Annotated in this window: 22 protein-coding genes; 14 read left to right on the top strand and 8 right to left on the bottom strand. The window is 65.4% G+C overall.

Features of this window, described 5'->3' with window-relative positions; genetic code table 11:
• Nucleotides 1-168 precede the first annotated feature (168 nt).
• The 5 genes from ACP7B7_RS30230 to ACP7B7_RS30210 are packed head-to-tail and all read left to right on the top strand — an operon-like array spanning nucleotide 169 to nucleotide 5,447.
• Complete coding sequence (locus ACP7B7_RS30230; RefSeq protein ID WP_426079152.1) at nucleotides 169-1,719, top strand: sugar ABC transporter ATP-binding protein; 1,551 nt, start codon at nucleotides 169-171, stop codon at nucleotides 1,717-1,719.
• Nucleotides 1,707-2,702 carry an ABC transporter permease gene (locus ACP7B7_RS30225; RefSeq protein ID WP_426079151.1) on the top strand — a complete coding sequence of 332 codons (996 nt, stop codon included), beginning with the start codon at nucleotides 1,707-1,709 and terminating at the stop codon, nucleotides 2,700-2,702. The genes ACP7B7_RS30230 and ACP7B7_RS30225 overlap by 13 nt, the downstream gene beginning before the upstream one ends.
• Nucleotides 2,703-2,734: 32 nt before the next feature.
• Nucleotides 2,735-3,748, top strand: coding sequence for an ABC transporter permease (locus ACP7B7_RS30220; RefSeq protein ID WP_426079153.1), 1,014 nt, complete (start codon nucleotides 2,735-2,737; stop codon nucleotides 3,746-3,748).
• A gap of 14 nt (nucleotides 3,749-3,762) precedes the next feature.
• Nucleotides 3,763-4,077 carry an L-rhamnose mutarotase gene (gene rhaM, locus ACP7B7_RS30215; protein ID WP_426079150.1) on the top strand — a complete coding sequence of 105 codons (315 nt, stop codon included), beginning with the start codon at nucleotides 3,763-3,765 and terminating at the stop codon, nucleotides 4,075-4,077.
• 8 nt (nucleotides 4,078-4,085) lie between these two features.
• The gene (locus ACP7B7_RS30210; RefSeq protein ID WP_426079149.1) at nucleotides 4,086-5,447 is read left to right on the top strand and encodes an FGGY-family carbohydrate kinase; all 1,362 of its coding nucleotides are present in this window, start codon (nucleotides 4,086-4,088) and stop codon (nucleotides 5,445-5,447) included.
• 161 nt (nucleotides 5,448-5,608) lie between these two features.
• Here ACP7B7_RS30210 and ACP7B7_RS30205 read toward each other — a convergent pair whose 3' ends face one another.
• The 4 genes from ACP7B7_RS30205 to ACP7B7_RS30190 form a co-directional block, all read right to left on the bottom strand.
• Entirely contained in the window at nucleotides 5,609-5,971 is a 363-nt protein-coding gene (locus ACP7B7_RS30205; RefSeq protein WP_308923178.1) for a BON domain-containing protein, read from the bottom strand.
• A gap of 257 nt (nucleotides 5,972-6,228) precedes the next feature.
• Nucleotides 6,229-7,602 (bottom strand): sigma 54-interacting transcriptional regulator, encoded by a 1,374-nt coding sequence (locus ACP7B7_RS30200; protein WP_426079148.1) that lies wholly within the window; start codon nucleotides 7,600-7,602, stop codon nucleotides 6,229-6,231.
• A complete protein-coding gene (locus tag ACP7B7_RS30195) occupies nucleotides 7,599-8,144 on the bottom strand; it encodes a hypothetical protein (protein ID WP_426079147.1) in 546 nt (181 codons plus the stop codon). Before ACP7B7_RS30195 ends, ACP7B7_RS30200 begins: the two co-directional genes overlap by 4 nt.
• Nucleotides 8,141-9,553, bottom strand: a complete 1,413-nt coding sequence (locus tag ACP7B7_RS30190; protein WP_426079146.1) for a HAMP domain-containing sensor histidine kinase — start codon at nucleotides 9,551-9,553, stop codon at nucleotides 8,141-8,143. The genes ACP7B7_RS30195 and ACP7B7_RS30190 overlap by 4 nt, the downstream gene beginning before the upstream one ends.
• A 281-nt stretch (nucleotides 9,554-9,834) precedes the next feature.
• Between ACP7B7_RS30190 and ACP7B7_RS30185 the strand changes: the two genes are divergently transcribed.
• Nucleotides 9,835-12,726, top strand: coding sequence for an insulinase family protein (locus ACP7B7_RS30185; protein WP_426079145.1), 2,892 nt, complete (start codon nucleotides 9,835-9,837; stop codon nucleotides 12,724-12,726).
• Between the two features lie 28 nt (nucleotides 12,727-12,754).
• Here ACP7B7_RS30185 and ACP7B7_RS30180 read toward each other — a convergent pair whose 3' ends face one another.
• A complete protein-coding gene (locus tag ACP7B7_RS30180) occupies nucleotides 12,755-13,159 on the bottom strand; it encodes a VOC family protein (protein WP_426079144.1) in 405 nt (134 codons plus the stop codon).
• Between the two features lie 55 nt (nucleotides 13,160-13,214).
• Nucleotides 13,215-14,099, bottom strand: a complete 885-nt coding sequence (locus tag ACP7B7_RS30175) for a helix-turn-helix domain-containing protein (protein WP_426079143.1) — start codon at nucleotides 14,097-14,099, stop codon at nucleotides 13,215-13,217.
• Between the two features lie 125 nt (nucleotides 14,100-14,224).
• Here ACP7B7_RS30175 and ACP7B7_RS30170 point away from each other — a divergent pair, with 125 nt between their 5' ends.
• From ACP7B7_RS30170 to ACP7B7_RS30155, 4 genes are all read left to right on the top strand, one after another.
• Nucleotides 14,225-16,234: a TonB-dependent receptor gene (locus tag ACP7B7_RS30170; RefSeq protein ID WP_426079142.1), complete on the top strand. Its 2,010-nt coding sequence runs from the start codon at nucleotides 14,225-14,227 to the stop codon at nucleotides 16,232-16,234.
• A 26-nt stretch (nucleotides 16,235-16,260) separates the two neighbouring features.
• Complete coding sequence (locus tag ACP7B7_RS30165) at nucleotides 16,261-17,316, top strand: class I SAM-dependent methyltransferase (RefSeq protein ID WP_426079141.1); 1,056 nt, start codon at nucleotides 16,261-16,263, stop codon at nucleotides 17,314-17,316.
• Nucleotides 17,313-18,527, top strand: a complete 1,215-nt coding sequence (locus ACP7B7_RS30160; protein ID WP_426079140.1) for an MFS transporter — start codon at nucleotides 17,313-17,315, stop codon at nucleotides 18,525-18,527. The genes ACP7B7_RS30165 and ACP7B7_RS30160 overlap by 4 nt, the downstream gene beginning before the upstream one ends.
• 122 nt (nucleotides 18,528-18,649) lie before the next feature.
• On the top strand, nucleotides 18,650-19,393 hold the full coding sequence (locus tag ACP7B7_RS30155) for an SDR family oxidoreductase (protein ID WP_426079139.1): 744 nt from the start codon (nucleotides 18,650-18,652) through the stop codon (nucleotides 19,391-19,393).
• Here ACP7B7_RS30155 and ACP7B7_RS30150 read toward each other — a convergent pair.
• Nucleotides 19,390-20,292, bottom strand: coding sequence for a LysR substrate-binding domain-containing protein (locus tag ACP7B7_RS30150; RefSeq protein WP_426079138.1), 903 nt, complete (start codon nucleotides 20,290-20,292; stop codon nucleotides 19,390-19,392). The genes ACP7B7_RS30155 and ACP7B7_RS30150 overlap by 4 nt on opposite strands.
• 100 nt (nucleotides 20,293-20,392) lie before the next feature.
• On the opposite strand from ACP7B7_RS30150, the gene ACP7B7_RS30145 reads away from it, so the two are divergent.
• Nucleotides 20,393-21,646: an MFS transporter gene (locus ACP7B7_RS30145; protein ID WP_426079137.1), complete on the top strand. Its 1,254-nt coding sequence runs from the start codon at nucleotides 20,393-20,395 to the stop codon at nucleotides 21,644-21,646.
• Here ACP7B7_RS30145 and ACP7B7_RS30140 read toward each other — a convergent pair.
• The gene (locus ACP7B7_RS30140) at nucleotides 21,643-22,311 is read right to left on the bottom strand and encodes a helix-turn-helix transcriptional regulator (protein WP_308923192.1); all 669 of its coding nucleotides are present in this window, start codon (nucleotides 22,309-22,311) and stop codon (nucleotides 21,643-21,645) included. The two genes, ACP7B7_RS30145 and ACP7B7_RS30140, sit on opposite strands and share 4 nt — an antisense overlap.
• A 109-nt stretch (nucleotides 22,312-22,420) precedes the next feature.
• Between ACP7B7_RS30140 and ACP7B7_RS30135 the strand changes: the two genes are divergently transcribed.
• The 3 genes from ACP7B7_RS30135 to ACP7B7_RS30125 all read left to right on the top strand — a co-directional run.
• Nucleotides 22,421-22,900, top strand: a complete 480-nt coding sequence (locus ACP7B7_RS30135; RefSeq protein ID WP_308923193.1) for a DUF2165 family protein — start codon at nucleotides 22,421-22,423, stop codon at nucleotides 22,898-22,900.
• A 25-nt stretch (nucleotides 22,901-22,925) separates the two neighbouring features.
• Entirely contained in the window at nucleotides 22,926-24,002 is a 1,077-nt protein-coding gene (locus tag ACP7B7_RS30130; RefSeq protein WP_426079136.1) for an efflux RND transporter periplasmic adaptor subunit, read from the top strand.
• Nucleotides 23,999-24,734: efflux RND transporter permease subunit (locus ACP7B7_RS30125; RefSeq protein ID WP_426079135.1), on the top strand; the 736-nt coding region annotated here is incomplete at its 3' end. The genes ACP7B7_RS30130 and ACP7B7_RS30125, both read left to right, overlap by 4 nt.

Raw genomic sequence — 24,734 nt, 5'->3', positions numbered from 1 at the left:
AAGAATTTTGACAGCGGTCGATGTTGTTCGCAACACCACCAACCGCATGAGAGGAATAATACAAGGTCGGATTAGCGTAGCGTAATCCGACATCGCTGGCGGCTCATGTCGGGTTACGCGCTTGCGCGCTAACCCGACCTACGAAATCTTTACTTGTGTGAACGGATCATGTCACAGAATCCCCCTATTTCGCAGAATGGTGCGCCGGTATTGCGCCTGCACGGCATCTGCAAGCATTTCCATGGCGTCACCGCGCTGAAAGACGTGGCGCTGACGGTGCGCGCCGGTGAAGTGATGGCGCTGATCGGCGAAAACGGCGCCGGCAAGTCGACCCTGGTCAAGACGCTGACCGGCATTTATCAACCGGACGCCGGCCATATCGAAGTGAACGGCAAGCGCATGCTGTTTGCCAGCCCGCAAGACGCGATGGATGCCGGCATTACCGCCGTGCACCAAGAAACCGTGATGTTCGACGAACTGACGGTGGCCGAAAACATCTATATCGGGCGCCAGCCGCAGACCGGCTATCCGGCCCGCATCGACTGGGCGCTGATGGCCAGCCAGGCCGAAGCGATCTTCGCGCGGCTGGAAGTGCAGCTGCCGGTCTTGGCCAAGGTCAAGGACCTGAGCGTGGCGCAGCGCCACTTCGTGGAGATCGCCCGCGCCCTGTCGCAGGACGCGCGCGTGGTGATCATGGACGAGCCGACGGCCTCGCTGTCACAGCGCGAAATTCACGAGCTGTACCGCATCATCGGCCAGCTGCGCGCGGCCGGCACGGCGGTCATTTTCATCTCGCACAAATTCGATGAAATCTTTGCCGTCGCCGACAGCTATACGGTGCTGCGCGACGGCCATTTTGTCGCCGCCGGCCAGCTGGCCGACATCAGCGAACCGCAACTGGTGTCGCTGATGGTGGGCCGCGCGATTCACCAGGTATTTCCCAAGGTCGAGGTAGCGCTGGGAGCGACCCTGCTGGAAGTGTCGCAGTTCTGTCATCCGACCGAATTTCGCGATATCAGTTTCTCGGTGCAGCAGGGAGAGATCGTCGGCTTCTACGGCCTGGTGGGCGCCGGCCGCTCCGAGGTAATGCAGGCGCTGTTCGGCCTCACGCAGGGCGTGACCGGTAAAGTCAGAATTGCCGGCAAGGAAGTGGCGATCCGCAGTGCCAGCGACGCCATCAAACACGGCATCGCCTATGTGCCGGAAGACCGCCAGCACCAGGGCGCGCATCTGTCGCTGTCCATCGTGCAGAACATTACCTTGCCGATCCTCGATGGCATCGGTTTTTTCCTGCGCAGCAAGCGTTCGCGTGAAACCGCGATTGCGCGCCAGTTCAGCGAACAGCTGGAACTGAAGGCGCACCACTTCACGCAGATGGTGTCGGAACTGTCGGGCGGCAACCAGCAAAAAGTGGTGCTGGCCAAATGGCTGGCGACGAAACCGAAGGTCATTATTCTCGATGAGCCGACCAAGGGCATCGATATCGGCTCGAAAGCGGCCGTGCACCGTTTTATCAGCGAGCTGGTGACGCAGGGCCTGTCGGTGATCCTGGTGTCGTCGGAATTGCCGGAAGTACTCGGCATGGCCGACCGCGTGGTGGTGATGCACCAGGGCCATATCAATTGCGTGTTGCCGCGCGCCCAGGCGACACCGGAAAAAGTGGTCGCCGCCGCGTCCGGCAGCGCGCATACCAACGAGGAACTCATATGCACTACCTGAAACAACGCGAAGTCCAGCTGGCGCTGCTGATCGTGCTGCTGGCCGGCGCGGTCGGCCTGCGCGCGCCCGTCTTTTTGACGCCGGGCAGCCTGGCCAACCTGCTGACCGACAGCACCTTGCTGATCATGCTGGCGCTGACGCAGATGTTCGTCATCGTCACGCGCGGCATCGATCTGTCCGTGGCGTCCAACCTGGCCCTGTCCGGCATGATGGCGGCGCTGCTGGCCGTCAATTATCCCGAGCTGCCCCTGGTGCTGGTGATGCTGGTGGCGGTGGTCATCGGCCTGCTGCTGGGCCTGGTCAACGGCTATCTGATCGGCTACCTGGACCTGCCTCCCATCGTGGTGACGCTGGGCACCATGAGCGTGTACCGCGGCCTGGTGTTCGTCTTGTCCGGCGGCGCCTGGGTCTCGTCGCACCAGATGCCGGCCGGCTTTATCGCCTTTCCATTGAGCCATTTGTTCGGCATCACGCACTTGGTGTGGATCGCGGCCGCCGCCATCATCGCCACCTGGCTCTTGGCGCGCTACACCCGTTTCGGACGCGACCTGTATGCGATCGGCAACCAGCCGCTGGCGGCCCGCTATGTCGGCATCTCGACGGCCCGCCGGCTGTTCTGGACCTATGGCCTGTCGGGCATGATGGCCGGCCTGTGCGGCTATCTGTGGGTGGCCCGTTATGCGGTCGCGTATTCGGAAATTGCCTATGGCTTTGAATTTACCGTGATCGCCGCCTGCGTGATCGGCGGCATCAGCATCGCCGGCGGCGCCGGCACGGTGGCCGGCGCGGTACTGGGCGCGCTGTTCCTGTCCGTGATCAACAACGCCTTGCCGATCATCAAAGTATCACCGTTCTGGCAAAGCGCGCTGACGGGTATCGTGATCCTGACGGCCGTCCTGATCAATGCACGCGGTAATAAAAAGGCCGGGCGCCAGATCCTGCCGCTGGCCATGCTGCAACCATCATCAAGGAGCGCCGCGTGAACGCGATTTCCACTTCCCTCCACAGCGCCGACATGAACGATACATCACTGCCCAAAGCGCCCGGTTCGCGCTATACCATCCTCGACCGCAAGGCGCCGCGGCTGTCGCATTACCTGGCCCACTGGGAAGCGCTGCTGGCGCTGCTGCTGGTCGCCGTCTTCATCGGCAACAGCGTGTTCCTGCCGAACTTTTTCGACGCCTACAACCTGGCCGACAGCACCTTCAATTTCAGCGAAAAAGCGCTGATCGCGCTGCCGATGGCCTTGCTGATCATCTGCCGCGAAATCGATATTTCCGTCTCGGGCACGCTGGCGCTGTCGTCGGTGGCGATGGGTTTTGCGCACCACCATGGCGTGCCGCCGGAAGGCCTGCTGTTCGTGGCGCTGGCCATGGGCGCCGTGTGCGGCAGCCTGAACGGCGTGCTGGTGACGCGCTTTGCCTTGCCGTCCATCGTCGTGACGATCGGCACGGTGGCGCTGTTCCGGGGCCTGGCCAGCGTGATCCTGGGCGACCAGGCCTATACCGGCTATCCGCAACTGCTGATCGACTGGGGCCAGGGCTATTTCTTCGACATCATTCCCCGCCCGTTCGTGATCCTGCTGGCCTTCGCCGTGCTGTTTGCGGTGCTGCTGCATGCGACCAGCTGGGGCCGGCGCATCTTTGCCATCGGCTGCAATCCGGTGGCCGCGCGTTTCTCGGGCGTGGCAGTGGACCGCTACCGCTTTGCCCTGTTCGTGCTGACGGGCGCCATGGCCGGCCTGGCGGCGTACCTGCTGACGGGACGCATCGGCAGCACGCGGCCGAATATCGCCATGGGCTGGGAACTGGAAGTGATCACCATGGTGATTCTGGGCGGCGTGAGCATCGCGGGCGGCAAGGGTACGATCGGCGGCGTGATGCTGGCCGTGCTGCTGCTGGGCATGGTGACCTACGGCCTGGCGCTGCTCAATATTCCCGGCGTCATCATGACGATCGTGGTCGGCATTTTGCTGCTGATTACGATTGCCCTGCCGCGCCTGCTGAACCGCAAATCGACGAAAAAATAATCAAGACAATGCGCATGGAACAAATCGCTTTCAGGATGCAGCTCAAACCCGGCAATGCCGTGGAATATCAACGCCGCCACGACGCCATCTGGCCCGAGCTGGCGGCCTTGCTGCACGAGTCCGGCGTACGCGACTACAGCATCTTTCTGGACGAGGCCACCGGCGCGCTGTTCGCCGTGCTGCGCCGCGTGGACGGCCACGCGATGGACGCGCTGCCGCAACATCCGGTAATGCGCCGCTGGTGGGATCATATGGCCGACCTGATGGAGACGCAGGCGGACGCGTCGCCCGTTGCCGTGCCGCTGGCCCCCGTGTTTCATCTCGCCTGAGGAGGGCCTTGATCATCGACGCCACCGTTGTACTCGATATCGGCAAGACCAATGCCAAGCTGACCTTGCTCGACGCCGCCGGCGCCATCCTGGCCGAACAGCGCTGCCCGAACACCATACTCGACACGGCACCGTATCCGCACCACGATACGGAGCGGCTGTGGGACTGGCTGCAAACCACCGTGGCCGCCTTTTCACAGTTGGCCCGCATTACCGCCATTGTCCCCGTCACGCACGGCGCCACGGCGGCGCTGGTCGACGATGCGGGGCTGGTGCTGCCCATCCTCGACTATGAATCGACCTTGCCGCAGGCACTGGCGGCGGAGTACGACACGCTGCGTCCCGCGTTTGCCGACACCCTGTCGCCGCAACTGCCGTGCGGCCTGAACCTGGGCTTGCAGCTGTACTGGCTGGCGAAAACGTATCCGCAGGAATTTGCGCGCGCGCGCCATATCCTGACGTACCCGCAATACTGGGCCTGGAGACTGTCGGGCGTGGCCGCCAGCGAAGTGACGTCATTAGGTTGCCATACGGATTTGTGGCAGCCGCAGCACGGGACATTTTCCTCGCTGGTGCATCGCATGGAATGGACGCAGCTGTTTCCACCGTTGCAAGCGGCGTGGGCTCCGCTGGGGCCGGTGCGAGCCACCCCTGCGCTGCCCGATTGCCAGGTGCTGTGCGGCATCCATGACAGCAATGCCTCGCTGCTGCGCTATCTGGATACCGATGCGGATGCGCAGCCGCGCACGGTGCTGTCGACCGGCACCTGGGCGATTGCCGCCGCGTTTGGTGCGCGCCTGGACCGGCTCGATGAAACGGCCGACATGCTGGCCAATGTCAATGCGCTTGGGCAACCCGTGGCCTGCATGCGCTTTATGGGCGGACGCGAGTTTTCGGTGCTGGCGGGCGCGGCGCCGCAGGTGTGCGATAGCGCCGATCTCGAGCGGCTGGTCAGGCAGGGCACGCTGGCGCTGCCGTGTTTTGCCGAGTCAGGCGGACCGTTTGTCGGGCAGGCGGGCCGCATCGTCGGGCCGGCGCCGCAAACGGCGCAGGAGCACTATGCGCTGGCCACCCTGTATTGCGCGCTGATGAGCGATTATTGCCTCGACGCCCTGGATGCGCAGGGCACGATCACCGTGGAAGGCAGCTTTACCGACAATCCCCATTTTGCCTGCGTGCTGGCGGCCTTGCGGCCAGCGCAGGATGTGGCCGTATCGACCGACGCCAGCGGCACCACCTGTGGCGGGTGGATGTTGCATCGCTGGGGCGAAGTGCCGGCGATGCAATCGACGGTGATGGCGGCGATAAAGGTGGACGGTTTGGCAGCGTACCGTGCGCAGTGGCGGGCGCACATTAACCCAACGGCGTAAAAATGGCCGGGGTCGGACCCGGCGGGGGAATACGTCCCAATGGGACGTATTCCGATCGCGAAGCGACTGACTCCCGGGTTTGCCTTTGGGGTAAAAATAAGGGCAAAAAAATGCCCTGTCCGCAGACAGGGCAACCCGGAGTAAAGTACAGCGCGAGGGCGTTAGCCGGCGGCTTTGACTTTCAGTTCGTTCTTGATTTCTTTCACGCCGCTTACGGAAGCGACGATCTGCACGATGCGGTCGCCGGCTTCGGCGCTTGGCACGTCGCCCGACAGGACCACGACGCCTTGTTGCGTTGCCACGTTCACCGGCAGGGTGGCGGCTTGGGCATCGGCGCCCAGGGCGGCCTTGGCCGACGAGGTGATGGTTTCATCAGGGACTGCGGCAGCAGCGTTGGCGGCTACGACGGTGTCAGCAGGAGCTTGTGCTTTTGGTGCGGAGTCAGCGGCATGCGAAGCGGTGATCGAGGCGCCCGACAGAACGATAGCGGCAACCAGGGTATTGAACAGTTTCGATGTTTGCATGGTAGTTCCTCTCAATGAAGTTAAAAGCTTCTTACTTGGTTAAGGCAACACTTTGAAGCGTTACATAGGTCCATACAGCAAGCAGCGTGCCAGCTTTTATAACTTATTTAAAATCAACCACTTACATAAAAACTGCATTTTTCCGGCCTGGCATGGCCCGGAAAACCGCGCTTTTTGTCGCCTGACGGCGACAGCTTGTGAGCACCATATCAAACACCAGCGATAAATCATTGATTTCAAACGATTTTATTTTGTCGCTATTCGGCGACAGGGTCGTTTTCACCCCGAAACAAGGCCGGCGTCAGCTCGTATTTCTGCAGCAGCCGGTAGAACTCGGTACGGTTGCGGTCGGCCAGTCTGGCCGCGTCGGCCACGTTGCCGTCGGTCAGGCGCAGCAACTGGATCAGGTAGTCGCGCTCGAAGCGTTGCTTGGCCTCGTTATAGCTGAGCGCTTCCAGTGACGGCACGCGCAAGGCGCGCTGTACCAGGCTCAGGGGCACCAGCGGCGCCGTAGCCAGCGCGCACACCTGTTCCACTACATTGACCAGCTGGCGTACATTGCCGGGCCAGGGCGCGCTGACCAGCGCCGTCAGCGCGTCCGGCGCAAAGCCGTTCAGCGGCTTTTGATACTTGTCGGCCAGCTTGTGCAAAAAATGATTCGCCAGCAGGGCGATATCTTCGCGGCGCTCGGCCAGCGGCGGCAGGGTGAGGGTCACCACGTTCAGGCGGTAGTACAGGTCTTCGCGGAATTGGCCGTCCGCCATCGCCACGTCCAGGTCGCGGTGGGTGGCCGACAGCAGGCGCACGTCGATCGCCCGCGTCTGGTCGGAGCCGACCGGGCGCACGGCCCGTTCCTGCAACACGCGCAGCAATTTCACCTGCAGCGGCAGCGGCATGTCGCCGATCTCGTCCAGGAACAGGGTGCCGCCATCGGCCGCCTGGAACAGGCCTTCGCGGTTGCCGACCGCGCCCGTAAACGAGCCTTTCACGTGGCCGAACAATTCGGATTCCAGCAATTGCTCGGGGATGGCGCCGCAGTTGACGGCGATAAACGGCGCCTTGGCGCGGCGGCTGGCGTTGTGCAGGGCGCGCGCCAGCAATTCCTTGCCGGTGCCGCTGGGGCCGCGGATCAAAATGCTGGCGTCGGACCCGGCCACCAGCTTGGCTTCGGCCAGCAGCTCGGCCATCTGCGAACTGCGGCTGATCAGCTCGGCACGCCAGCTTTCGTCGCTGGACGCGGCGGCCGGCATCACGGTCGACAGGTTGACGGCGTACGCCACTTTTTCCATCAGCGCCTTGCCGTCGAACGGCTTGGTCAGATACGCAAACGCACCGCGCGCGGTGGCGTCGACGGCGTCGGGGATGGTGCCGTGCGCGGTCAGCAAAATCACGGGCAGGGCCGAGTGCTGGCGCCGGATATCGTCGAACAGGGCCAGGCCGTCGCGGCCCGGCAATTGCACGTCGGTAATGACCAGCGCCGGCAACTCCACCGCCAGGCGCGCCAGCGCCGCTTCCGCGCTGCCCACCGCCGTCACCCGATAGTTTCCGGCCTGCAGGCGGATCGTCAGCAGGCGCAGCAGGTCCGGGTCGTCATCGACCAGCAGGATATGAGGATGGTTCACGGCATTCATTTCGGCGCTCCCGCGGCAGGCCGCACCGACAGGCTGCGTTCGATATTTTTCAGCGCTTCGAGTTTTTCATTCAATTGATCGTTGCGGCGCTGGGCCTCGCGCACCTGGCCGTTGAGCCGTTCCACCGCCTCGTCCTGGCGCCGCAAGTCCGCATACTGGCCGGACAGGAACTGGGCCAGCGGCACCAGCAGTTTCGCTTCGTCGCTGGTCGCTTGCGTGATCGAATCGAGCAGGGTCTGCGCGCGCGCGAGATCCCCCGGCGTGCGCAGGGTGGCCTGCAGCATGGCGCGCCGTATCGTGTTTTGCGGCGCATGGTCGGCCCTGGCCAGTTCCAGCTGGGCTTTCACCAGTTCGGCCGGCGTCATCGGGCGCAGGCTGGCCTGGTAGGCCAGCAACTCGCTGAGCTTGGGATCGGCCACGACGACGATGCGCGGCGGCGTCTGCACCAGCACGGCAGTCTGTTTCACGGGCGGTGGCGCGGCGCAGCCAGCCAGCAGCAGGGCGCAGGCGGCCAATAGCGGCGCGGAAAGTTTGATCATCATAAGGGCAGTTCTATCCGAAAGTGAGCGCCGGCCGGGCGCGGTAAGAGGAGGACGCGGCCATCGTGGGCGGCGATATATTCGCGCACGATGGACAGGCCGATGCCATTGCCGTTGCGCGCACCGGCCATCTGGCGCACGCCCTGGTAAAACGGCTCGAAAATACGTTCGGCATCGTCGGGCGCGACGCCGGCGCCCTGGTCGATGCAGTCGATGCGGGCACAGCCCTGGTCGCCCGACAGTTCAAAGCGCACGCTGCCGCCCTCGGGGCTGAAGCGCACGGCGTTCGACAGCAGGTTGGCCAGCACGGTGGCCAGCTTGTCGCGGTCGGCCTTGACCACCAGCGACTCGCCGCGCACATCAATCGTCAGGCGGCGCGCCTGCCATTGCAATTGCTGCGCCGCCACGACTTCCTGCAGCAGCGCCAGCAGGTCCACCTTGCTGTGCGCCAGGTGCTGGGCGTCAAAGGCGGCGGTATTGTAGCGCAGCAAGTCTTCGATCTGGGTTTGCAGGGAGGCCGTGTTCTGCTGCAGGATGCCGGCGATTTCGCGCTGACCATCGCTGAGTTTGCCGGCCACCTCGTCTTCCAGCAGCGCCACGCCTTCGCGCAGCGCCGCCAGCGGGGTTTTCAGTTCGTGGGAGATATGGCGCAAAAAACGTTCCTTGTCGGCGTCGAGACTGGCCAGGCGCTGGCGCAGCCAGTCCAGCTGCTGGCCCAGCAAGCGCGTGTCGGCCGGACCGCCGACGACGATGGTCTGGTCGTAGCGCTTGTCGCCGAGGCGCTCGATGGCGCGCTCGATGCGGCGCAGCGGGCGCGACAGCAAAAAACCGAAACAGGTGGCCAGCACGGCCGCCAGCACCACGGCGCCGATCACCAGCAGGCCCAGCAAGCGGCGCTGGCGTTCCAGTTCCACCAATAAATCGTCATTGCGGCTGCCGATTTCCGTCTTGCTGTCGCGCGCCACCGTGTCGTTGATCTGCGCCATGCGCACAAAGGCGCGCGACACCACCGCGTGACCGTCGCGCTTGCGTCGCTTGCCCGCCTGTAATACTTCCCAGGCCGATTCGGCCTGCGCCGTCCATTCGTCGGCCAGCTGCGGCGCAAAGTGCGGCGTGGCGCGGTTCAGTATTTGCAAGGCCGCCGCCGCTTCTTCGCGCGCGGCCGCATAGCGCTCGCGGAACACGGGGTCGTCCAGCACCATGAACTGGCGCGCGCTGCGCTCCATCGCCAGGGTGCGTTCGGCCAGGCGCTGCGACTGTTCCGTCAGGGTGATCGCCTGCGCCGCCGTTTCGCGGCCGAGACGGGCCAGGTGTTCCAGGGTCAGCAAGGCTTGCACCGAGGTGGCCGCCATGATGCCGGCCGTCAGGATAAACGCGGCAAATAGCAGCTGGCGAAAGGAAAGTCTGGACAAGGTGCGGCCTTCGGCTCGGTGAGCGTGGGAAAAGGCGCATGGTACGCCAAGCAGGCGCAGCATGACGCCGCCTTCCCTCAAATGGCCGATATTACAAGATTGCCGGATTGCCTGCTGTCCAGGTTAGCGGCGGCGCACGGCGAATAGTCCTAGTACAATAGGAAAAAACCTCAAATCACCATCACACCGGCGGCCAGCCCTGGCTTTTCGCCGTGTTGCCCCAAGATACGATGCAAGCCCCGAGTCAGCCCCAGTCACCTACAGCAGAGATCCCATACCGCATGAGCACATTTGAAAAAGTCAGCAGCAACTTCATTCCAGTCTTGCAGGCAACCATCGAGCAATACGTCGAGCCCGCATCGGGCATGCGCCATATCCACATGCATACCGAGCAGGCTGAAATGGTGTTCCTGGTGGCCTTTCCCACCGTGCCTGAAGTGAGCGACGGCCGCGCGCATATCCTGGAACACCTGGCCTTGTGCGGCTCGGCCCGCTATCCGGTGCGCGACCCCTTCTTCTCGATGCTGCGCCGCTCGACGGCCACCTTCATGAACGCGATGACCTATCCGGACCGCACCGTGTACCCGTTCGCCAGCACCGACCGCAAGGATTTCTTCAATCTGCTGGACGTCTACCTGGACGCCGCCTTCTTCCCGAATCTCGACTACCTGAACTTCCGCCAGGAAGGCTGGCGCCATGCGTTCGAAGGCGACAAGCTGGTGTACCAGGGCATCGTCTTCAATGAAATGAAGGGCGCTTTCAACAGCCCCATGCGCGCGCTCGACAGCGGCATCGCCAGCACCTTGTTGAAAGGCACCACGTACGAAGTGGAATCGGGCGGCGATCCGCTCGATATCCCGGAACTGACGCACGCCATGCTGAAGGAATTCCATGCCAGCCACTACCATCCTTCGCAAGCCGTGATCATGACCGCCGGCAATATCGAAGCATCGGCGGTGCAGGAACAGGTAGCCGAGCGTGTCCTGTCGAAACTGAGCGGCTTTTCACCGCGGCGCCTGCCGCAACTGGCCCCGGCCTGGACCGCGCCGCAGGAAAACGTCGTGAAAATTCCGTCGCAGGAAGCGCGCGACGATGAGTTCGGCCTGCAATTCGCCTGGCTGCTGGGCGAATCGTCCGATCCGCTGGCGTTCTACCACGCCCACCTGCTGTCGGCCGGCTTGCTGGGCGAATCGTCGGCACCCGTGATGCGCGCCATGGAATCGGCCGGTTACGGCCGTCCGTCGGACATGAACGGCCGCGACGCCGGCACGCGCCAGATGGTGTTCCATATCGGCATGGAAGGCCTGACGGAAGAACAGATCGCCGACGCCCATGCCCGCATCTGGACCGCGCTGGAAGAAACGGCGGAAGAGGGCATTCCGGCCGCCGTGCTGCATGCGGCCCTGCGCGACATCAAATATGGCCAGCGCGAAATCAGCAGCGGCCGCATGCCATACGGCCTGGGCCGCTTGCTGCACGCCTTGCCGCTGGCCATGTATGACGGCGACGTGATGGACGCCTTCGACAATGCGGCCATCCTGGAAACGCTGGAACAGCAGATCGACGACCCGGAGTTTTTCAAGAAACTGGTGCGCGAGCTGATCGCCAATCCGACCCGTTTGACCACCCGCGTGGTGCCCGACGCCGCCTTCTTCACGGAACGCGCGGCGCAGGAAGACACGAAACTGGCGGCCTTGCAGGCCAGCCTGAGCGACGAACAGCGCGCGCACATTGTTGCCGAGTCGGCGGCGCTTGACGCGCACCAGCAACTGCCGTCGAACTCGGAAGTGCTGCCGCGCATCCGCCCGGGCGACGTCAGCGCGCATCCGCGCCCGGCGCTGGCGATTCCCGAGGCCGTCAACGGCGCGGTGGCGTTTTCGATCGCCTCGAACGGCATCAGCTACGCCAACGTGCTGTACGACGTGTCGCACCTGCCGGAAGCGTCGTGGCCATGGCTGCGCCTGTACACCGACCTGGCGCCGGAACTCGGTGTCGGCGACATGTCGTTCGACGACGCCAGCGCCTGGCGCCAGAGCATGGTGCCCTCGTTCCATATCGGCCTGGAAGCGATTCCACGCCCGCAGCAGACCATGCGCGTGGAACTGTCGTTCTCGGCCAGCGGCCTGCGCGAAGAACACGAGGCGATCGCCGCCGTGCTGTCGGCCTGGATCGCAAAACCGCGCTTCGATGAGGAAGAGCGCCTGGCGTTCCTGATCGAAAGTCTGGTGCAGGACAAATTGAGCAGCCTGGCCGAGTCCGGCAGCCGCTACGCCATGCTGGCCTCGACCGCGCCGCTGTCGCCGATGCGCCGCTTCGACGACCTGATCGGCGGCCCGGCCGCGCTGCCGTTCTACCGCCGCTTGCAGCAGCTGAGCAAGACCTCCGAGGGCTTGCAGGAAATCGCGCGCGAACTCGACGCCCTGCACGCCCACATCATCGCCCAGCCGCCGACCGTGCTGTGCGCCGGCCTGGACCAGGACGGCGTGATCCTGGCCGGCCTGCTGGACCTGCCACGCGTCGACCAGACTGCGGCAAAGGCAGAAGTGGTGGAAGAAGGCGCGGTGAACGCGCCACCGGTGGTGCCGCTGGTGCTGGCCAATACGGCCTTGCACGCGACCAGCCAGATCAACCATTGCTTCGTCTCCTGGACCGTGCCCGGCGTGCACAGCCCGGACGCATCGGCGCTGGCCGTGGCGGCCGAACTGATGACCAACCAGGTGCTGCATACGGCCCTGCGCGAAAAAGGCGGCGCCTATGGCGGCAGCGCCAGCTATGCGGCCGGCGCGGGCACGTTCACCCTCAGCTCCTACCGCGATCCGCGCCTGGCCGGCACCTATGCCGACTTCGACGTGACCCTGACGCAGATCCTCGACGGCACGTTCTCGCAGGAACAAGTCGAAGAAGCCATCATCTGCGTGATCAAGGGCCTGGACAAGCCGCACTCGCCGTATGCCGAAGCGCTGACGGCCTGGAACATGCAGCAGCGCGGCACGACGGAAGCCGTGCGCCAGCAGTTCCGCACCGGCGTGCTGACCTGCACGCTGGAGCAGATCAAGGCCGTCACGCGTACCTGGCTGAAAGACGGCCAGCCGAGCCGCGCCGCGTTTGCGGGCAATACCACGCAAGACCTGGCGGGGCTGGAAGTGGTGGATTTGCTGGCGCTGGCCAGCTAAGCCCGCTTGAAGGGAAGCGGTGCCGCCATCATTGCGGTATCGCTTCCGGCTCCATGAACATCACCTCCCACTGATGGCCATCGGGATCCTGGAAACTGTGGCCGTACATGAAGCCGAAATCGATCGGCTCCTTGTAGAGGCTGCCGCCGGCCGCCACGGCTTTCGCCACCAGCTGATCGACTTCGGCCCGGCTTTCCGCTGACAAACACACCAGTACTTCCGTCGCCCGCGTTGTATCGCACAGTTGCTTGGGCGTGAACTGCCTGAATTTTTCCTCCGTCAGCAGCATCACGAAACTGCTCTCGCTGACGATCATGCAGGTCGCCGTCTCATCCGTAAAATGGGCATTGAAACTGAAGCCCAGTGCCGTGAAAAACTGTACCGAGCGGTCGAGTTCCTTGACGGGCAGGTTGACAAATAGTTTGCGGGACATCGTATCTCCTTGAAGTCGATCGAATAAAGGTGCACGCCGATTTTACCTGCACTGCTCAAACGCCGGCGCGCCCCACCGTCTTCGCCGCATAGCCGAAATACCGGCTGAAGGCCACGCTGAAATTGGCCGGATGGCGGTAGCCCACCTGCCAGCCCGCCTGCGCCACCTGGCAACCGTTTTCCAGCAGCAGATGGGCGCGCCGCATGCGCAGCGCCAGCAGGGTGCGATACGGGCTGTCGTGGTAGCGGTGGCGCCAGCCCTGTTTCAGCTTGAACAGGCTCAGGCCCACCTGCGCACACAGATAATCGAGCGTCAGTTCCTGCGCCAGCTGTTCTTCCATCAGCGCATGGACGCGCTCGATTTTCGCGATCTCGGCCTCGCTCCAGCGCGTCGTCAGGACGGGCGCCGGCTGCAGCGCGCGCAGCTGTTCGGACAGCAAGCTGAGTACGCCGATATGCATGGCCAGCGCATCGTGCGCGTGCAGCAGGGAACGCACCAGCAAGCCGCTGGCGCGCGTGGTGGCGCCAAACCCCAGTGGCCGCACGCCATGTTCTGGCAGCAACGCCGCATGGCCATAGCGCGCCAGCGCCGGTTCATCGACCAGCAGGCGCAATTGCGCCACGCGCTGGCCCGCCTCGAAGCGCCGCTCGCCGCTGCCCTGGCGAAACGCGGACACTGTCGTATGGCCCTGCTCGAAGCGCAACTTGGCGCCATCGTGCCCGACATAGCCGGACCTGCCCTGCAGCCCGATGGTAATCACCAGTCCTCCCGCCTCGCCGCTGCGCACGGCCTGCTCGACCAGCGCCTGGCGCGGGCGGAAATCGGAATGCACCAGCAGCAGCCCGTCGTCGATGGTCGTCTGCTCGAAACGGCCTTCGCCATCGCCGGCATCGCGCTGGCGGCGCATCCATTCGGGCGTGTCGGATTCCTGTAACAGCATGCCTGCTCCTTTCAACGCAATGCAGATGAAATGCGCCTGATGGCATACAAATGCAAATGATAATTATTCTCATTGTTGCATAAAATAGCTGGCATGCCTATCCATCCCTACCGGAGCCCGCCAGCATGTCGTCTTTTCCCCTCACCGGCCCTTTGCGGCCCCGCTTCATCCTCTCCACGCTGCTGTTGTCGGCGCCTTGCGCCGTTCATGCGGACGAAGCCGCCTTGCCGGTGGTGACCATCAGCGCCAGCAAGCAGGAGCAATTGCTGGCGCAAACGCCAGCCAGCGTGAGCGTATTCGACGACGACCGCCTGCAGGCCGCCGGCGCGCGCGGGCTGGAAGACCTGGCCACCATGACGCCGGGCCTGTCCTTCCAGCCTTTCGGCCAGTCGGGCGTGCTGTCGCCCGTGATGCGCGGCCTGACGGCCAATTTCTTTTCCTTTTCCAGCGCCACCCTGCTGCTCAACGATGGCGTGCCGGTGCTGATGGCGCAGGGCTTTGACGACAATCTGCTCGGCGTCGAACGGGTGGAAGTACTGCGCGGTCCGCAAGGCACCTTGTATGGGCGCAACGCGGAGGCGGGCGTGATCGCCATCTATTCCAGGCTGCCCGGCAACGTGCCGCACAGCACGGTGGAAGTGGTGGCGGGCAGCCGCGACAAGCGCGCCGTGCGCGTGGATTTATCGCGCGCGCTGATCGCCGATACCCTGTACGCCAGCGTCGGCCTGGAAAAACGCCGCCAGGATGGCTTTATCAGCAACCGGAACACGGGCCGCAAGGAAGACGGCCGCGACAGCGAACACCTGAAACTGGCGCTGCGCTGGACGCCCGATGCGCTGACCGAGGCGATTGTCCGCTACCGCCATGTCGCCTATGACGATGGCAGCGCCCTGTGGGGTGCCGTCGCCACCGGCCCCACGGCCGCGCGCGCCACGGTGCAGTCGGGCACGTCCAGCTGGAACCGGTCCACCGGCAGCAGCGTGTCGCTGGACCTCACGCGCCAGCTGGCGCCGGACCTCGCGCTGCGGTCGATCACGGCGCGCAGCGACGTCCATGACAAGGCGCAACAGGATACGGATTTCCGGCCGGCCGACCTGCTGCATATCGCGCGCGACCACCATTTCCGCACCATCTCGCAGGAGCTGCGCCTCAATGGCAAGCTGGGCGCGGCGCAGTGGCTGGCCGGCGTGTATGCCGACCGCGATGATCACGACCTGCTGAACCAACAGAAACTGCCGCTGGCCCTCACGCGCAGTGCCGCGAAACTGGGCGGCAATTCGGCGGCCGTGTTCACCGACTGGAACGTGCCGCTGGGCGGCGCCTGGAGCATCGATGGCGGCGCGCGCTACGAACGCGACAAGGTCCACTACGCCACGCCCGCCGACGCGCGCCAGGATGGCAACTGGAGCCGCTTCACGCCCAAGCTGTCGCTGCAGTATCAACTGAGCCAGGCGCAGCAGCTGTACGCCACCTGGAGCGACGGTTTCCGCGCCGGCGGCTACAACGTGTTTGCGCCGTCGTCGCGCTATACGGCGTTTTCGCCGGAAACCGTGCGTGCCATCGAGCTGGGCGCCAAAGGCACGCTGGGGAAACGGCTGCGCTATGCGGCCGCCGTCTACCGCATGCAGATCGACGAAATGCAGGTGCAGCAGATGCCCACGCCCGGCATGGTCTACCTGACCAATGCGGCCAGCGCGCGCTCGGCGGGGGCGGAGCTGGAGGTCGACTACCTGCTGGGGCGTGGCTGGCAGGCGCAGGCGGCGCTGGCCTGGAACCGCACGCGCTTCGGACAGTTTCGCGATGGCGCCAGCAACTACGACGGCAAGCACAATCCCTTCGCGCCCGACCGCAGCGCCCAGCTGTCCCTGCGCCATGACGCCGACAAGGGCTGGCATGGCCAGGCCACCCTCAGCGGCGTGGGCGCCATCTTCCTCGACGCAGCCAACCGCTACCGGCGCAATGGCCATGCCCTGCTGAACCTGTCGGCCGGCTACCGCAGGGGCGACTGGGACCTGGTGGCCCATGTCAACAATGCCGCCGACCGCCGCCATGACGCGGTCGGCTACCAGAACGGCATCGTCACCGTCTACAGTCCGCCGCGCGAGGCGGGCCTGACATTGCGCTGGTCGCGCTGACCGGCCTTATCCACGAAAGGAACACCATGTCATTCCATACCCCTCATCGCCTGCAACCGTACTGGGACCTGGCCGTCGCGCCGGTCCAGGCCGATGCACTGGCCGCCACACTGGAACTGGGCATTTTCGATGCCCTGGAAACGCCGCATACGGCGGCCCAATTGGCCTTGTCGCTGGCGCTGCACGCGCCCCATACGGCACTGCTGCTGGAACTGCTGTGGAGCATGCAACTGCTCGACCGCAACGTGGCCGACGAGGCCGGCGACAAGCCGGCCAGCTACCGCTGCGCGGCCACGGCGCACCGGTATTTCTGCCGCAGCTCGGCTGCCTTTTGCGGCGACGCGTGGCTGTACCGCCTGCATGCGCTGCGCCATTTCGGCACGCAGCTGCACAGCCTGGTGCGCGACGGCGGCAAGCCGACCTTGTCGTCCTATAACACCTCGACCGGCGTCAACTGGGCCGCCGCCGCGCAGCAGCAGATCGGCCAGGAGCAACGCGCGGTGACCATGCGCGCGGCGCTGTCGGTGATGGAGCGCATCGCGCCGTTCACGTCACGCGACACGCCGCTGCGTCTGCTGGACCTGGGCGGCGGCCCCGGCTGGGTCGCCATCGCGCTGGCGCAAGCCCATGCGCGCATGCAGGCCACGGTGTTCGACTGGCCGGAAACGGTGGCCGTGGCGGCTGCCAATATCGCCCATGCGGGGCTGTCGGAACGTATCGATACGCTCGCTGGCGACCTGGGCGTTGACGAGATCGGCAGCAGCTACGACCTGGTGTGGTGCTCGTCCGTGCTGCACTTCGTGCCGGACATGCAGGCGGCCCTGCGCAAGATGCATGCGGCGCTGGCGCCCGGTGGCGTGCTGATCTGCGTGCAGGCGGAAATCGCGCCCACGCCCGACGATGCGTCGCGCGTGCTGCCATATTATTTGCCGATGCGCATGCTGGGCCGCAACGTCACGCGCCAGGGTGAACTGGCGATGCACTTGCAGGCGGCCGGCTGGCGGCACGTGGAGCAATACCAGGCCAGCGACTTTCCCATGGCGCCGGTGCAAGTACTGATCGCCCGCAAGGCCAGCCTGTGAACGCGGCGCGGCAGACCGCCTTGCGCCAGGCCTTGTTCGGCTGGCTCAACCTGGCCCTGACGGCGCCCGCCGTCTACCTGTGGCTGGGCCTGCCCCTGCTCATGCGCCAGCAGGGCTGGTCAGGCGTCGACATCGGCCTGTTCCAGCTGGCCGGCGTGCCGGCCCTGTTCAAATTCGTGCTGGCCGCCCCCATCGAGCGCAGCGCCGGCGCCGGCAAGGGGCGCGCTTACCGGCGCTGGAGTATCGCCCTGTGCCTGCTGTTCTGCGCGCTGCTGCTGGTGCTCGGATGGCGCGACTGGCTGGACCACCGCATGACGCTGTTCGCGCTGGCCATGGGCGCGGCGCTGCTGGCCACCTGGGCCGACATTCCCGTCAATGCGCTGGCCATCCGCATGCTGCCCGAAGCGCAGCGCCTGCGCGCCGGCGGCATCCGTTCGGCGGCCCTGTCGCTGGGCGCGATTGTCGGCGGCGGCCTGATGCTGTTGCTGCAGACACGCTGGGGCTGGCGCGCGCCGTTCTGGCTGATGGCCGCCTTGCTGGCCTTCGGCGCGGCGGGACTGTGCTGGCTGCCGCGTCCGTCCCGGGACGACGCCGTGGCGCCTGACGCATCCGGCAACTGGCGCGGCTATTTTGCGCAGCGTGCCGCGCCGCGCTGGAACGTCTTGCTGCTGCTGTGCTTTCCATTCATCGGCAGCGCCTGGTTTTATTTGAAACCGCTGCTGCTCGACCATGGTTTTGCGGCCGGGCAAGTGGCGTTGATCGCCGGCGTGGGCGGCGGCGTGGTGGCCGCGCTGGCCAGCCTGGCCACGGTGCGTCTCGTGCGCCGCATCGGCGTGGCCGGCGCGCTGCCCGGCGTAACCATGCTGAGCCTGCTGGCCCTGGCGCTGGCCGTGTGGCTGCGCTCGCCCGCCGGCCTGATCGCCGCGGCCCTGCTGGTGGCCCTGGCGATGGGCGCGGCGGCCAGCCTGGCGTTTGGCCTGATGATGTATTTCGCGCGGCCCGGCCACAGCGCCGCCGATTACGGCGTGCAGGCCAGCCTGTTCGCGGCCGGCCGCATGGCCGTGCCGCTGGCGGCCGGCGTGCTGCTCGACCAGGCAGGCTATGGTGGCATGCTGCTGGGGCTGGCCGTGGCGATGGCCGCCGTGACCGTGCTGGCCTATGACAGCCGGGCGCTGATCGCATCACGGACAAGCGATCAGTCCGGGTCATGAGCCAGCGCCGCCGTCATTGTCATTCATGCATTGAAATTGCCAATTTCATAGCACTGCGCTAAGCTTGGCCTGTGTGCCGCATGGTGCGGCGCAACGCCGCACCCACACGAGGAATCATCATCATGAGTCAGAATATCGCAGGAAAAGTCGTCATCATCACCGGCGCCAGCAGCGGCCTGGGCGCCGCCACCGCGCGCCACCTGGCGGCGCTGGGCGCGTCTGTCGTGCTCGGTGCGCGGCGCATGGACCTGCTCAATGCGCTGGCCGAGGACATCACGGCGGCCGGCGGCAAGGCCGCCATCGCCCGTACCGACGTCACGCAGGCGGGCGACCTGACGCGCCTGGTGGAAACGGCCCTGGCCGTGTTCGGTAAGGTCGACGTGCTGATCAACAATGCGGGCCTGATGGCCATCGCCCCTCTCGACGCGCTGAAAGTCGATGAATGGGAGCGCATGATCGACATCAATATCAAGGGCGTACTGTACGGTATCGCGGCGGTCTTGCCCTACTTCAAGGCGCAGGGCAGCGGCCACTTCATCACGATTTCGTCGGTGGCCGGCGCGAAAGTGTTCAGTCCGGGCGGCACTGTCTACAGCGGCACCAAGTTTGCCGTGCGCGCCATCTCGGAAGGCTTGCGCCATGAAGTGGGCGGCGCCATCCGCACCACCACCATCCTGCCGGGCGCGGTCGATACGGAATTGACGAATGGCAGCAGCCACGCCGACAGCGCGACCGCCCTGAAAGAATTCTACAAGCAGGCCATTCCCGCCGATTCGGTGGCGCGCGCCGTGGCCTACGCCATCGAGCAGCCGGACGGCGTGGACATCAACGAAATCGTGCTGCGCCCCACCGTGCAGGAATTTTAATTGTCCGCCGAGTCCTGCAAGGATTCAATGATCAGCGCCGCCAGCCGCTCGACGGGCGGGTGCGGCGTGTGCGCGGCGCGCAGCAGTTCCAGCGACAGCGAGGGCAGCGCGGGCAGGCCTGCCGCCACCGCATCGAGCGCGCAGACCGAGGCCGGCAAGCCATAGCCGGTGCGCACCGTCACGCCCAGGCCGGCAGCGGCCGCCGCCCACAAGCCTGCCAGGCTGGGGCTGGTAAACGCGATGCGCCAGGCGATGCCGGCGCGGTCCAGCGCATCGGTGGCGCAGCGCTGGAACAGGCAAGGACGGTCAAACGCGATCAGCGGCAGCGGCTCGCCCGACTGCGGCTCCCAAGGCAGGGTGGGCGACGCGATCCAGCGCATGTCGGGCGTGGCGATCAGGGTGCGCCGCTGCGCCGGCCAGGCGGCCAGGTCCTGCAAGCCGCTGCAGCCCCACAGCAGCGCCAGGTCGAGCTGGTCCAGCTCCAGGCGTTCCATCAGCTCCGTATTGCGCGCCACATGCGCTTCGATGCGCACCTTGGGATGGGCGCGCGCAAACCGCCCCAGCACGGCCGGCAGCAGCGCTTCGCCAAAATCCTCCTGCAGGCCCAGCCGGACCCAGCCTTCCAGCTCCACCCCGCGCAGGGCGACGGCCGCCTCGTCGTTCAGCTCGACCATGCGGCGCGCGTAGCCGAGCAGGATCTCGCCCGCATCGGTCAGCGCCAGCCCCCGGCCCGCCTTGCGAAACAGCGCCATGCCGGCCTGCTCCTCCAGTTTCTTCAGCTGCGCGCTGACGGCCGACGTGGAACGGCCCACTTTACCGGCCGCGCGCGCAAAGCTGCCCAGCTCGATGCCGGCCACATAGCTGCGCAAAAAAGCGATATCGAAATTGAGTACGTTCATGACCATCCGGTTTTATCGAACGATCAGATAAAAATTATCTGATATTCAGAATCATCGTACTGCGCAACACTGACATGGTCAATCACAGCCTTTCAACACCATGAACGCTTCCTGCCCTGCCATCGTTTCCTCCACCCCGACATTCAACGCTGCCCATCGCTGGAAAGTGCTGGGCGTCGGCGTGGCCGCCAACGCCAGTTTTTCCGCCTGCGCCAACGGCATGCCGACCACCGCCATCTGGCTGAGGAGCGGCTATCACCTGAGCAATACCGAACTGGGAGTGGCGCTGGGCGCCATGGGCCTGGGCGTGGCGCTGTCCGAACTGCCGTGGGGCATGGCCACCGACCGCTGGGGCGACCGGCCCGTGCTGCTGACCGGCTTGCTCGGCACCCTGCTGGCCCTGCTCACCTTGATGCTGTGGATCACGCCGCAGGGCGCGGCGGTGCCATCATTGTTTTCGCTGGCGGCCGGCCTGGCGCTGGTGGGGGTCCTGGGCGGCAGCGTCAACGGCGCCAGCGGCCGCGCCGTGATGCGCTGGTTCGGCGCCGGCGAACGCGGTTTTGCGATGAGCATCCGCCAGACAGCGGTGCCATTGGGCGGTGGCCTGGGGGCGCTGCTGTTGCCGACCCTGGCCGCCCGCTACGGCTTCGTGCCCGTCTTTGGCGTACTGGGCCTTTTTTGCGCTGTGACGGCGCTGCTGACGTGGCGCTGGATGCATGAACCCGCTTTCACTGCCGAGGCCGCCAAGGGGCCGCAAAACGCGTCCACGGGCATGTTTGACGGCAAGCCTGCTTCGCCGCTGCGCAATCGCCAGGTATGGCGCATGGTGGCCGGCATCGGCGTGCTGTGCGTGCCGCAGTTTGCCATCCTCAGCTACGCCACCGTGTTCCTGCACGACCATGGCCGCCTGGGCCTGGCGCAGATCACCGCCGTGATGGTGATCCTGCAGCTGGGCGCGATGGTGATGCGCATCTGGAGCGGGCGCCATACGGACCGCCATGCGAATCGGCCCGCCTACCTGCGCGGCTCGGTGCTGGTGGCGCTGCTGTCATTCCTGCTGCTGGCCGGCGTAACGGGGCTGTCCGCGCCGGGCTGGCTGCTGATGGCGGCCGTGACCGCGGCCGGTGTCTGCGTATCGGCCTGGCATGGCGTGGCCTATACGGAGCTGGCCACCCTGGCCGGCGCCGCCAGTGCCGGCACCGCCCTCGGCATGGCCAATACGGCCGTCTATGTGGGGCTGTTCGCCACGCCGGTGGTACTGCCACACTTGCTGGCGGCCAGCAGCTGGGCCTGGGTGTGGCTGGCGGCGGGACTGGTGGCGCTGGCCGCCTGGCCGCTGTTTCCCCGGCCTTAAGGCAACAGGGAAATCCGGTACACGCAGCGCATGGCATCGGCCAGCACATGCTGCTCGCGCACGATGCTGGCGAGTGGGCCCACCACTTCCTGGAACAGCTGCAGTTCGGAGCGGCAAAAGCCCTGGCAGGTGCGCGCGGCGGCGCAGATCGGGCAATGGTCTTCGATCAGCAGCCAGTCGTCGCCATCGGGCTCCACCCTGGCCATATACCCCTCTTCATCGCGGATCGCCGCCAGCTGCGCCAGGCGCGTGGGCAGGTCCGGCGCCGAACACGCCAGCGCATAGGCGCCGCGGCTTTCCTCTTCGCGCTGCGTGATCAGCCTGTTCAAGCCTTCCTCGCCAAACAGCTGGCGCACCGAGCCGATCAGCTTGATGGTCAGCTGCGCATGCGTGTCGGGAAAACGCGCATGGCCCGCTGCTGTCAGCACCCAGTTCTGGCGTGGCCGCCCGGCGCCGCTTTGCGCTTCCATCCGCCCTTCGATCAAACCCGCCGTCACCAGTTTTTGCACCTGCTGGCGCGCCGCCTCGCCCGTCATGGCCAGGGTCTTGGCCAGCGAGGCCGTGGAGACGGGACCCTTGGTCTTGATGAAATACAGGATGCGCTCCGTAGTCTGCGGGGCCGCAGCGCTGTCACCATTATCCAAACGTTTACTTGTGTAATTCATTTTACTCAACTATGATGGGGCCAGTTATCCAACCAATTTCTTGCATAATAGGCCGATAGCGCTGGGCTGTCGAGTGTCCCATGCCGGCAAGCTTCTTTACGGGACGACCATGCCGCCACACGATACCATTTTGCTGTTTCAAGCCGTGCTCGCTTCAGGCCTGGCCTGCTGGCTCAGCATTGCCGCCATCAACAACCTGCACGCCTTTCATGGTGCCGTCTGGGCCATCGGCAATACCATGCGCATGGACCCGCTGCGCCAGGACCCGACCATGGACACGCCGCTGCTGCGCCGCGCGCTGGCCTCGCTGACCGTGCACCGGCTGGCGCTGGCCGTGGTGCTGGCGCTGCAGCTGGCTGGCGCGATGGCCGCCTGGAGCGGCGTGGCGCTGTTCCTGGGTGGCGGGCTGGCAGCCGCGCTGCCCTGGCTCAATCTCGCCTTGTGCGCGATGGCGGCCTTCCTGCTGCTGATGCACCTCGGTGGCCTGTGGTTCGGCTACTGGGTCGCCCAGGAAGGCCTGCAGACCACGCACCTGGTGCTGCTGCTGTGGACCCTCGCCTTGTTCTTCCTGTTTAACGCGCGGTTCTGACGCGCCCTTCCCGAAAGACTTCATCATGAAAATCCAACTTGCCGGCGCCGGTGCGCTGGCCATCACGCTCGCGGTGGCGGGCATCATCACGTTCTCACGGCCGGATTCCCACGCCGCCGAAGCGGCGCCCTATCCACCGACCAAGGTGGCGCTGGCGCCCGTGCTGGCCGGCACCCAGCAGCGCTTTTTCACCGGCGTCGGCGAGCTGGAAGCGGCGCGCCAGGTGCAGGTGGCGGCCGAGACGGGCGGGCGCATCACGCAGATCCGCTTTGCCTCGGGCCAGCAGGTGAAAGCTGGCGACGTGCTGGTGCAGCTCAATGACGCGCCGGAGCAGGCCACGCTGCTGCGCCTGCGCGCGCAACTCAATCATGCCGAGACCGGCTACCAGCGCACCCTGCGTCTGCTGCGGGACAAGGCATCCACACAGGAACAGCTCGATGCCGCGCTGGCCATGCGCGATGGGGCCCTGGGCGAAGTGCGCCAGACCGAGGCGCTGATCGCGCAAAAGACCATCCGTGCGCCATTTGCCGGCCAGATGGGCATCCGCCGCGTGCATGCGGGCCAGTACCTGAACCCTGCCGATACGGTGGCCAGCCTGGTCGACACCACATCCCTGCTGGTGAATTTTTCTCTCGATGAACAGAGCGGCGCCAGACTGGCGCCAGGCCAGGCGGTGCGGCTGACGGTCGACGCGTATCCCGACCAGGTATTTGCGGCGAAGATCAGCGCCATCGATCCCCTGATTTCACGCGCTCGCATGGTGCAGGTGCAGGCGGCGCTGGGCGATCCGGGCGGCGTGCTGAAGGCCGGCATGTACGCCAATGTGAAGGTGGCGCGCGACACCCAGGCACAACTGACGGTGCCGGAAACGGCCGTCACCTACAGCGCGTATGGCGACACGGTGTTTGTCGCGCAGCAGGGCAAAACGCTGACCGTGAAACGGGTGGCGGTCACCCTGGGCGAACGTGCGGAAGGGCGCGTGGAAATCGTCAAGGGTCTTGCGGCCGGCCAGCAGGTGGTCGCCTCGGGCCAGCTGAAACTGGCCGATGGCATGGCGGTGCAGCCGGTCGCCAATACCCTGGAAAAGGACACCGTGCGATGAACTTTACCGACCTGTTCGTGCGCCGCCCCGTGCTGGCGCTGGTGATCAGCAGCCTGATCGTCATGCTCGGCATGCTCGCCATCAAGCAGCTGCCGGTGCGCCAATACCCGATGCTCGAAACATCCACCATCACCATCGCCACCAGCTATCCGGGTGCCTCGGCCGACCTGATGCAGGGCTTTGTCACGCAGCCGATCGCGCAGGCCGTGTCGTCGGTGGAAGGCATCGACTACCTGACGTCGTCGTCGGTGCAGGGCGGCAGCCTGGTCACCGTGCGCATGGAACTGAACCGCGATTCGCCCCAGGCGCTGACCGAGGTGATGGCCAAGGTCAACCAGGTACGCTACAAGCTGCCCGCAGGCGCGTTCGACCCCGTGATCGAACGCTCGGCCGGCGACTCCACGGCCGTCGCCTATGTCGGCTTTGCCAGCGATACGGTATCGGCGGCGCAGCTGACCGACTACCTGGCGCGCGTGGTGCAGCCGATGTTTTCCACCATCGATGGCGTCGCGAAAGTGGAGACCTTCGGCGGCCAGCAACTGGCGATGCGCTTGTGGATCGACCCCGCCAGACTGGCGGCGCGCGGATTGACGGCGTCCGATGTGGCGACCGCCGTGCGGCGCAATAACTACCAGGCCGCGCCCGGCAAAATAAAAGGTTCATCGCACTTTACCGGGGAACGCATCCTTGATTTTCAGAAAGAAGTAGGATGCGTCCCGAAATCCGTAAGCC

Origin of the sequence: Janthinobacterium sp. PSPC3-1 (assembly GCF_049896105.1) — a bacterium.
In the GTDB taxonomy this organism is placed as follows: Bacteria; Pseudomonadota; Gammaproteobacteria; order Burkholderiales; family Burkholderiaceae_D; genus Janthinobacterium.
The sequence above is the reverse complement of the archived record's forward strand: the minus strand, read 5'-3'. Positions and strand labels throughout refer to the sequence as shown.

Bases quoted from the DNA above. Each gene is read 5' to 3' on its own strand.
- ACP7B7_RS30205 (WP_308923178.1), bottom strand. From the start codon at position 5,971: ATGCAAACATCGAAACTGTTCAATACCCTGGTTGCCGCTATCGTTCTG.
- ACP7B7_RS30225 (WP_426079151.1), top strand. From the start codon at position 1,707: ATGCACTACCTGAAACAACGCGAAGTCCAGCTGGCGCTGCTGATCGTG.
- ACP7B7_RS30155 (WP_426079139.1), top strand. From the start codon at position 18,650: ATGAGTCAGAATATCGCAGGAAAAGTCGTCATCATCACCGGCGCCAGC.
- ACP7B7_RS30230 (WP_426079152.1), top strand. From the start codon at position 169: ATGTCACAGAATCCCCCTATTTCGCAGAATGGTGCGCCGGTATTGCGC.
- ACP7B7_RS30195 (WP_426079147.1), bottom strand. From the start codon at position 8,144: ATGATGATCAAACTTTCCGCGCCGCTATTGGCCGCCTGCGCCCTGCTG.
- ACP7B7_RS30165 (WP_426079141.1), top strand. From the start codon at position 16,261: ATGTCATTCCATACCCCTCATCGCCTGCAACCGTACTGGGACCTGGCC.
- ACP7B7_RS30145 (WP_426079137.1), top strand. From the start codon at position 20,393: ATGAACGCTTCCTGCCCTGCCATCGTTTCCTCCACCCCGACATTCAAC.
- ACP7B7_RS30130 (WP_426079136.1), top strand. From the start codon at position 22,926: ATGAAAATCCAACTTGCCGGCGCCGGTGCGCTGGCCATCACGCTCGCG.
- ACP7B7_RS30200 (WP_426079148.1), bottom strand. From the start codon at position 7,602: ATGAATGCCGTGAACCATCCTCATATCCTGCTGGTCGATGACGACCCG.
- ACP7B7_RS30140 (WP_308923192.1), bottom strand. From the start codon at position 22,311: ATGAATTACACAAGTAAACGTTTGGATAATGGTGACAGCGCTGCGGCC.
- ACP7B7_RS30170 (WP_426079142.1), top strand. From the start codon at position 14,225: ATGTCGTCTTTTCCCCTCACCGGCCCTTTGCGGCCCCGCTTCATCCTC.
- ACP7B7_RS30175 (WP_426079143.1), bottom strand. From the start codon at position 14,099: ATGCTGTTACAGGAATCCGACACGCCCGAATGGATGCGCCGCCAGCGC.
- ACP7B7_RS30185 (WP_426079145.1), top strand. From the start codon at position 9,835: ATGAGCACATTTGAAAAAGTCAGCAGCAACTTCATTCCAGTCTTGCAG.
- ACP7B7_RS30135 (WP_308923193.1), top strand. From the start codon at position 22,421: ATGCCGCCACACGATACCATTTTGCTGTTTCAAGCCGTGCTCGCTTCA.
- ACP7B7_RS30220 (WP_426079153.1), top strand. From the start codon at position 2,735: ATGAACGATACATCACTGCCCAAAGCGCCCGGTTCGCGCTATACCATC.
- ACP7B7_RS30150 (WP_426079138.1), bottom strand. From the start codon at position 20,292: ATGAACGTACTCAATTTCGATATCGCTTTTTTGCGCAGCTATGTGGCC.
- rhaM (WP_426079150.1), top strand. From the start codon at position 3,763: ATGGAACAAATCGCTTTCAGGATGCAGCTCAAACCCGGCAATGCCGTG.
- ACP7B7_RS30180 (WP_426079144.1), bottom strand. From the start codon at position 13,159: ATGTCCCGCAAACTATTTGTCAACCTGCCCGTCAAGGAACTCGACCGC.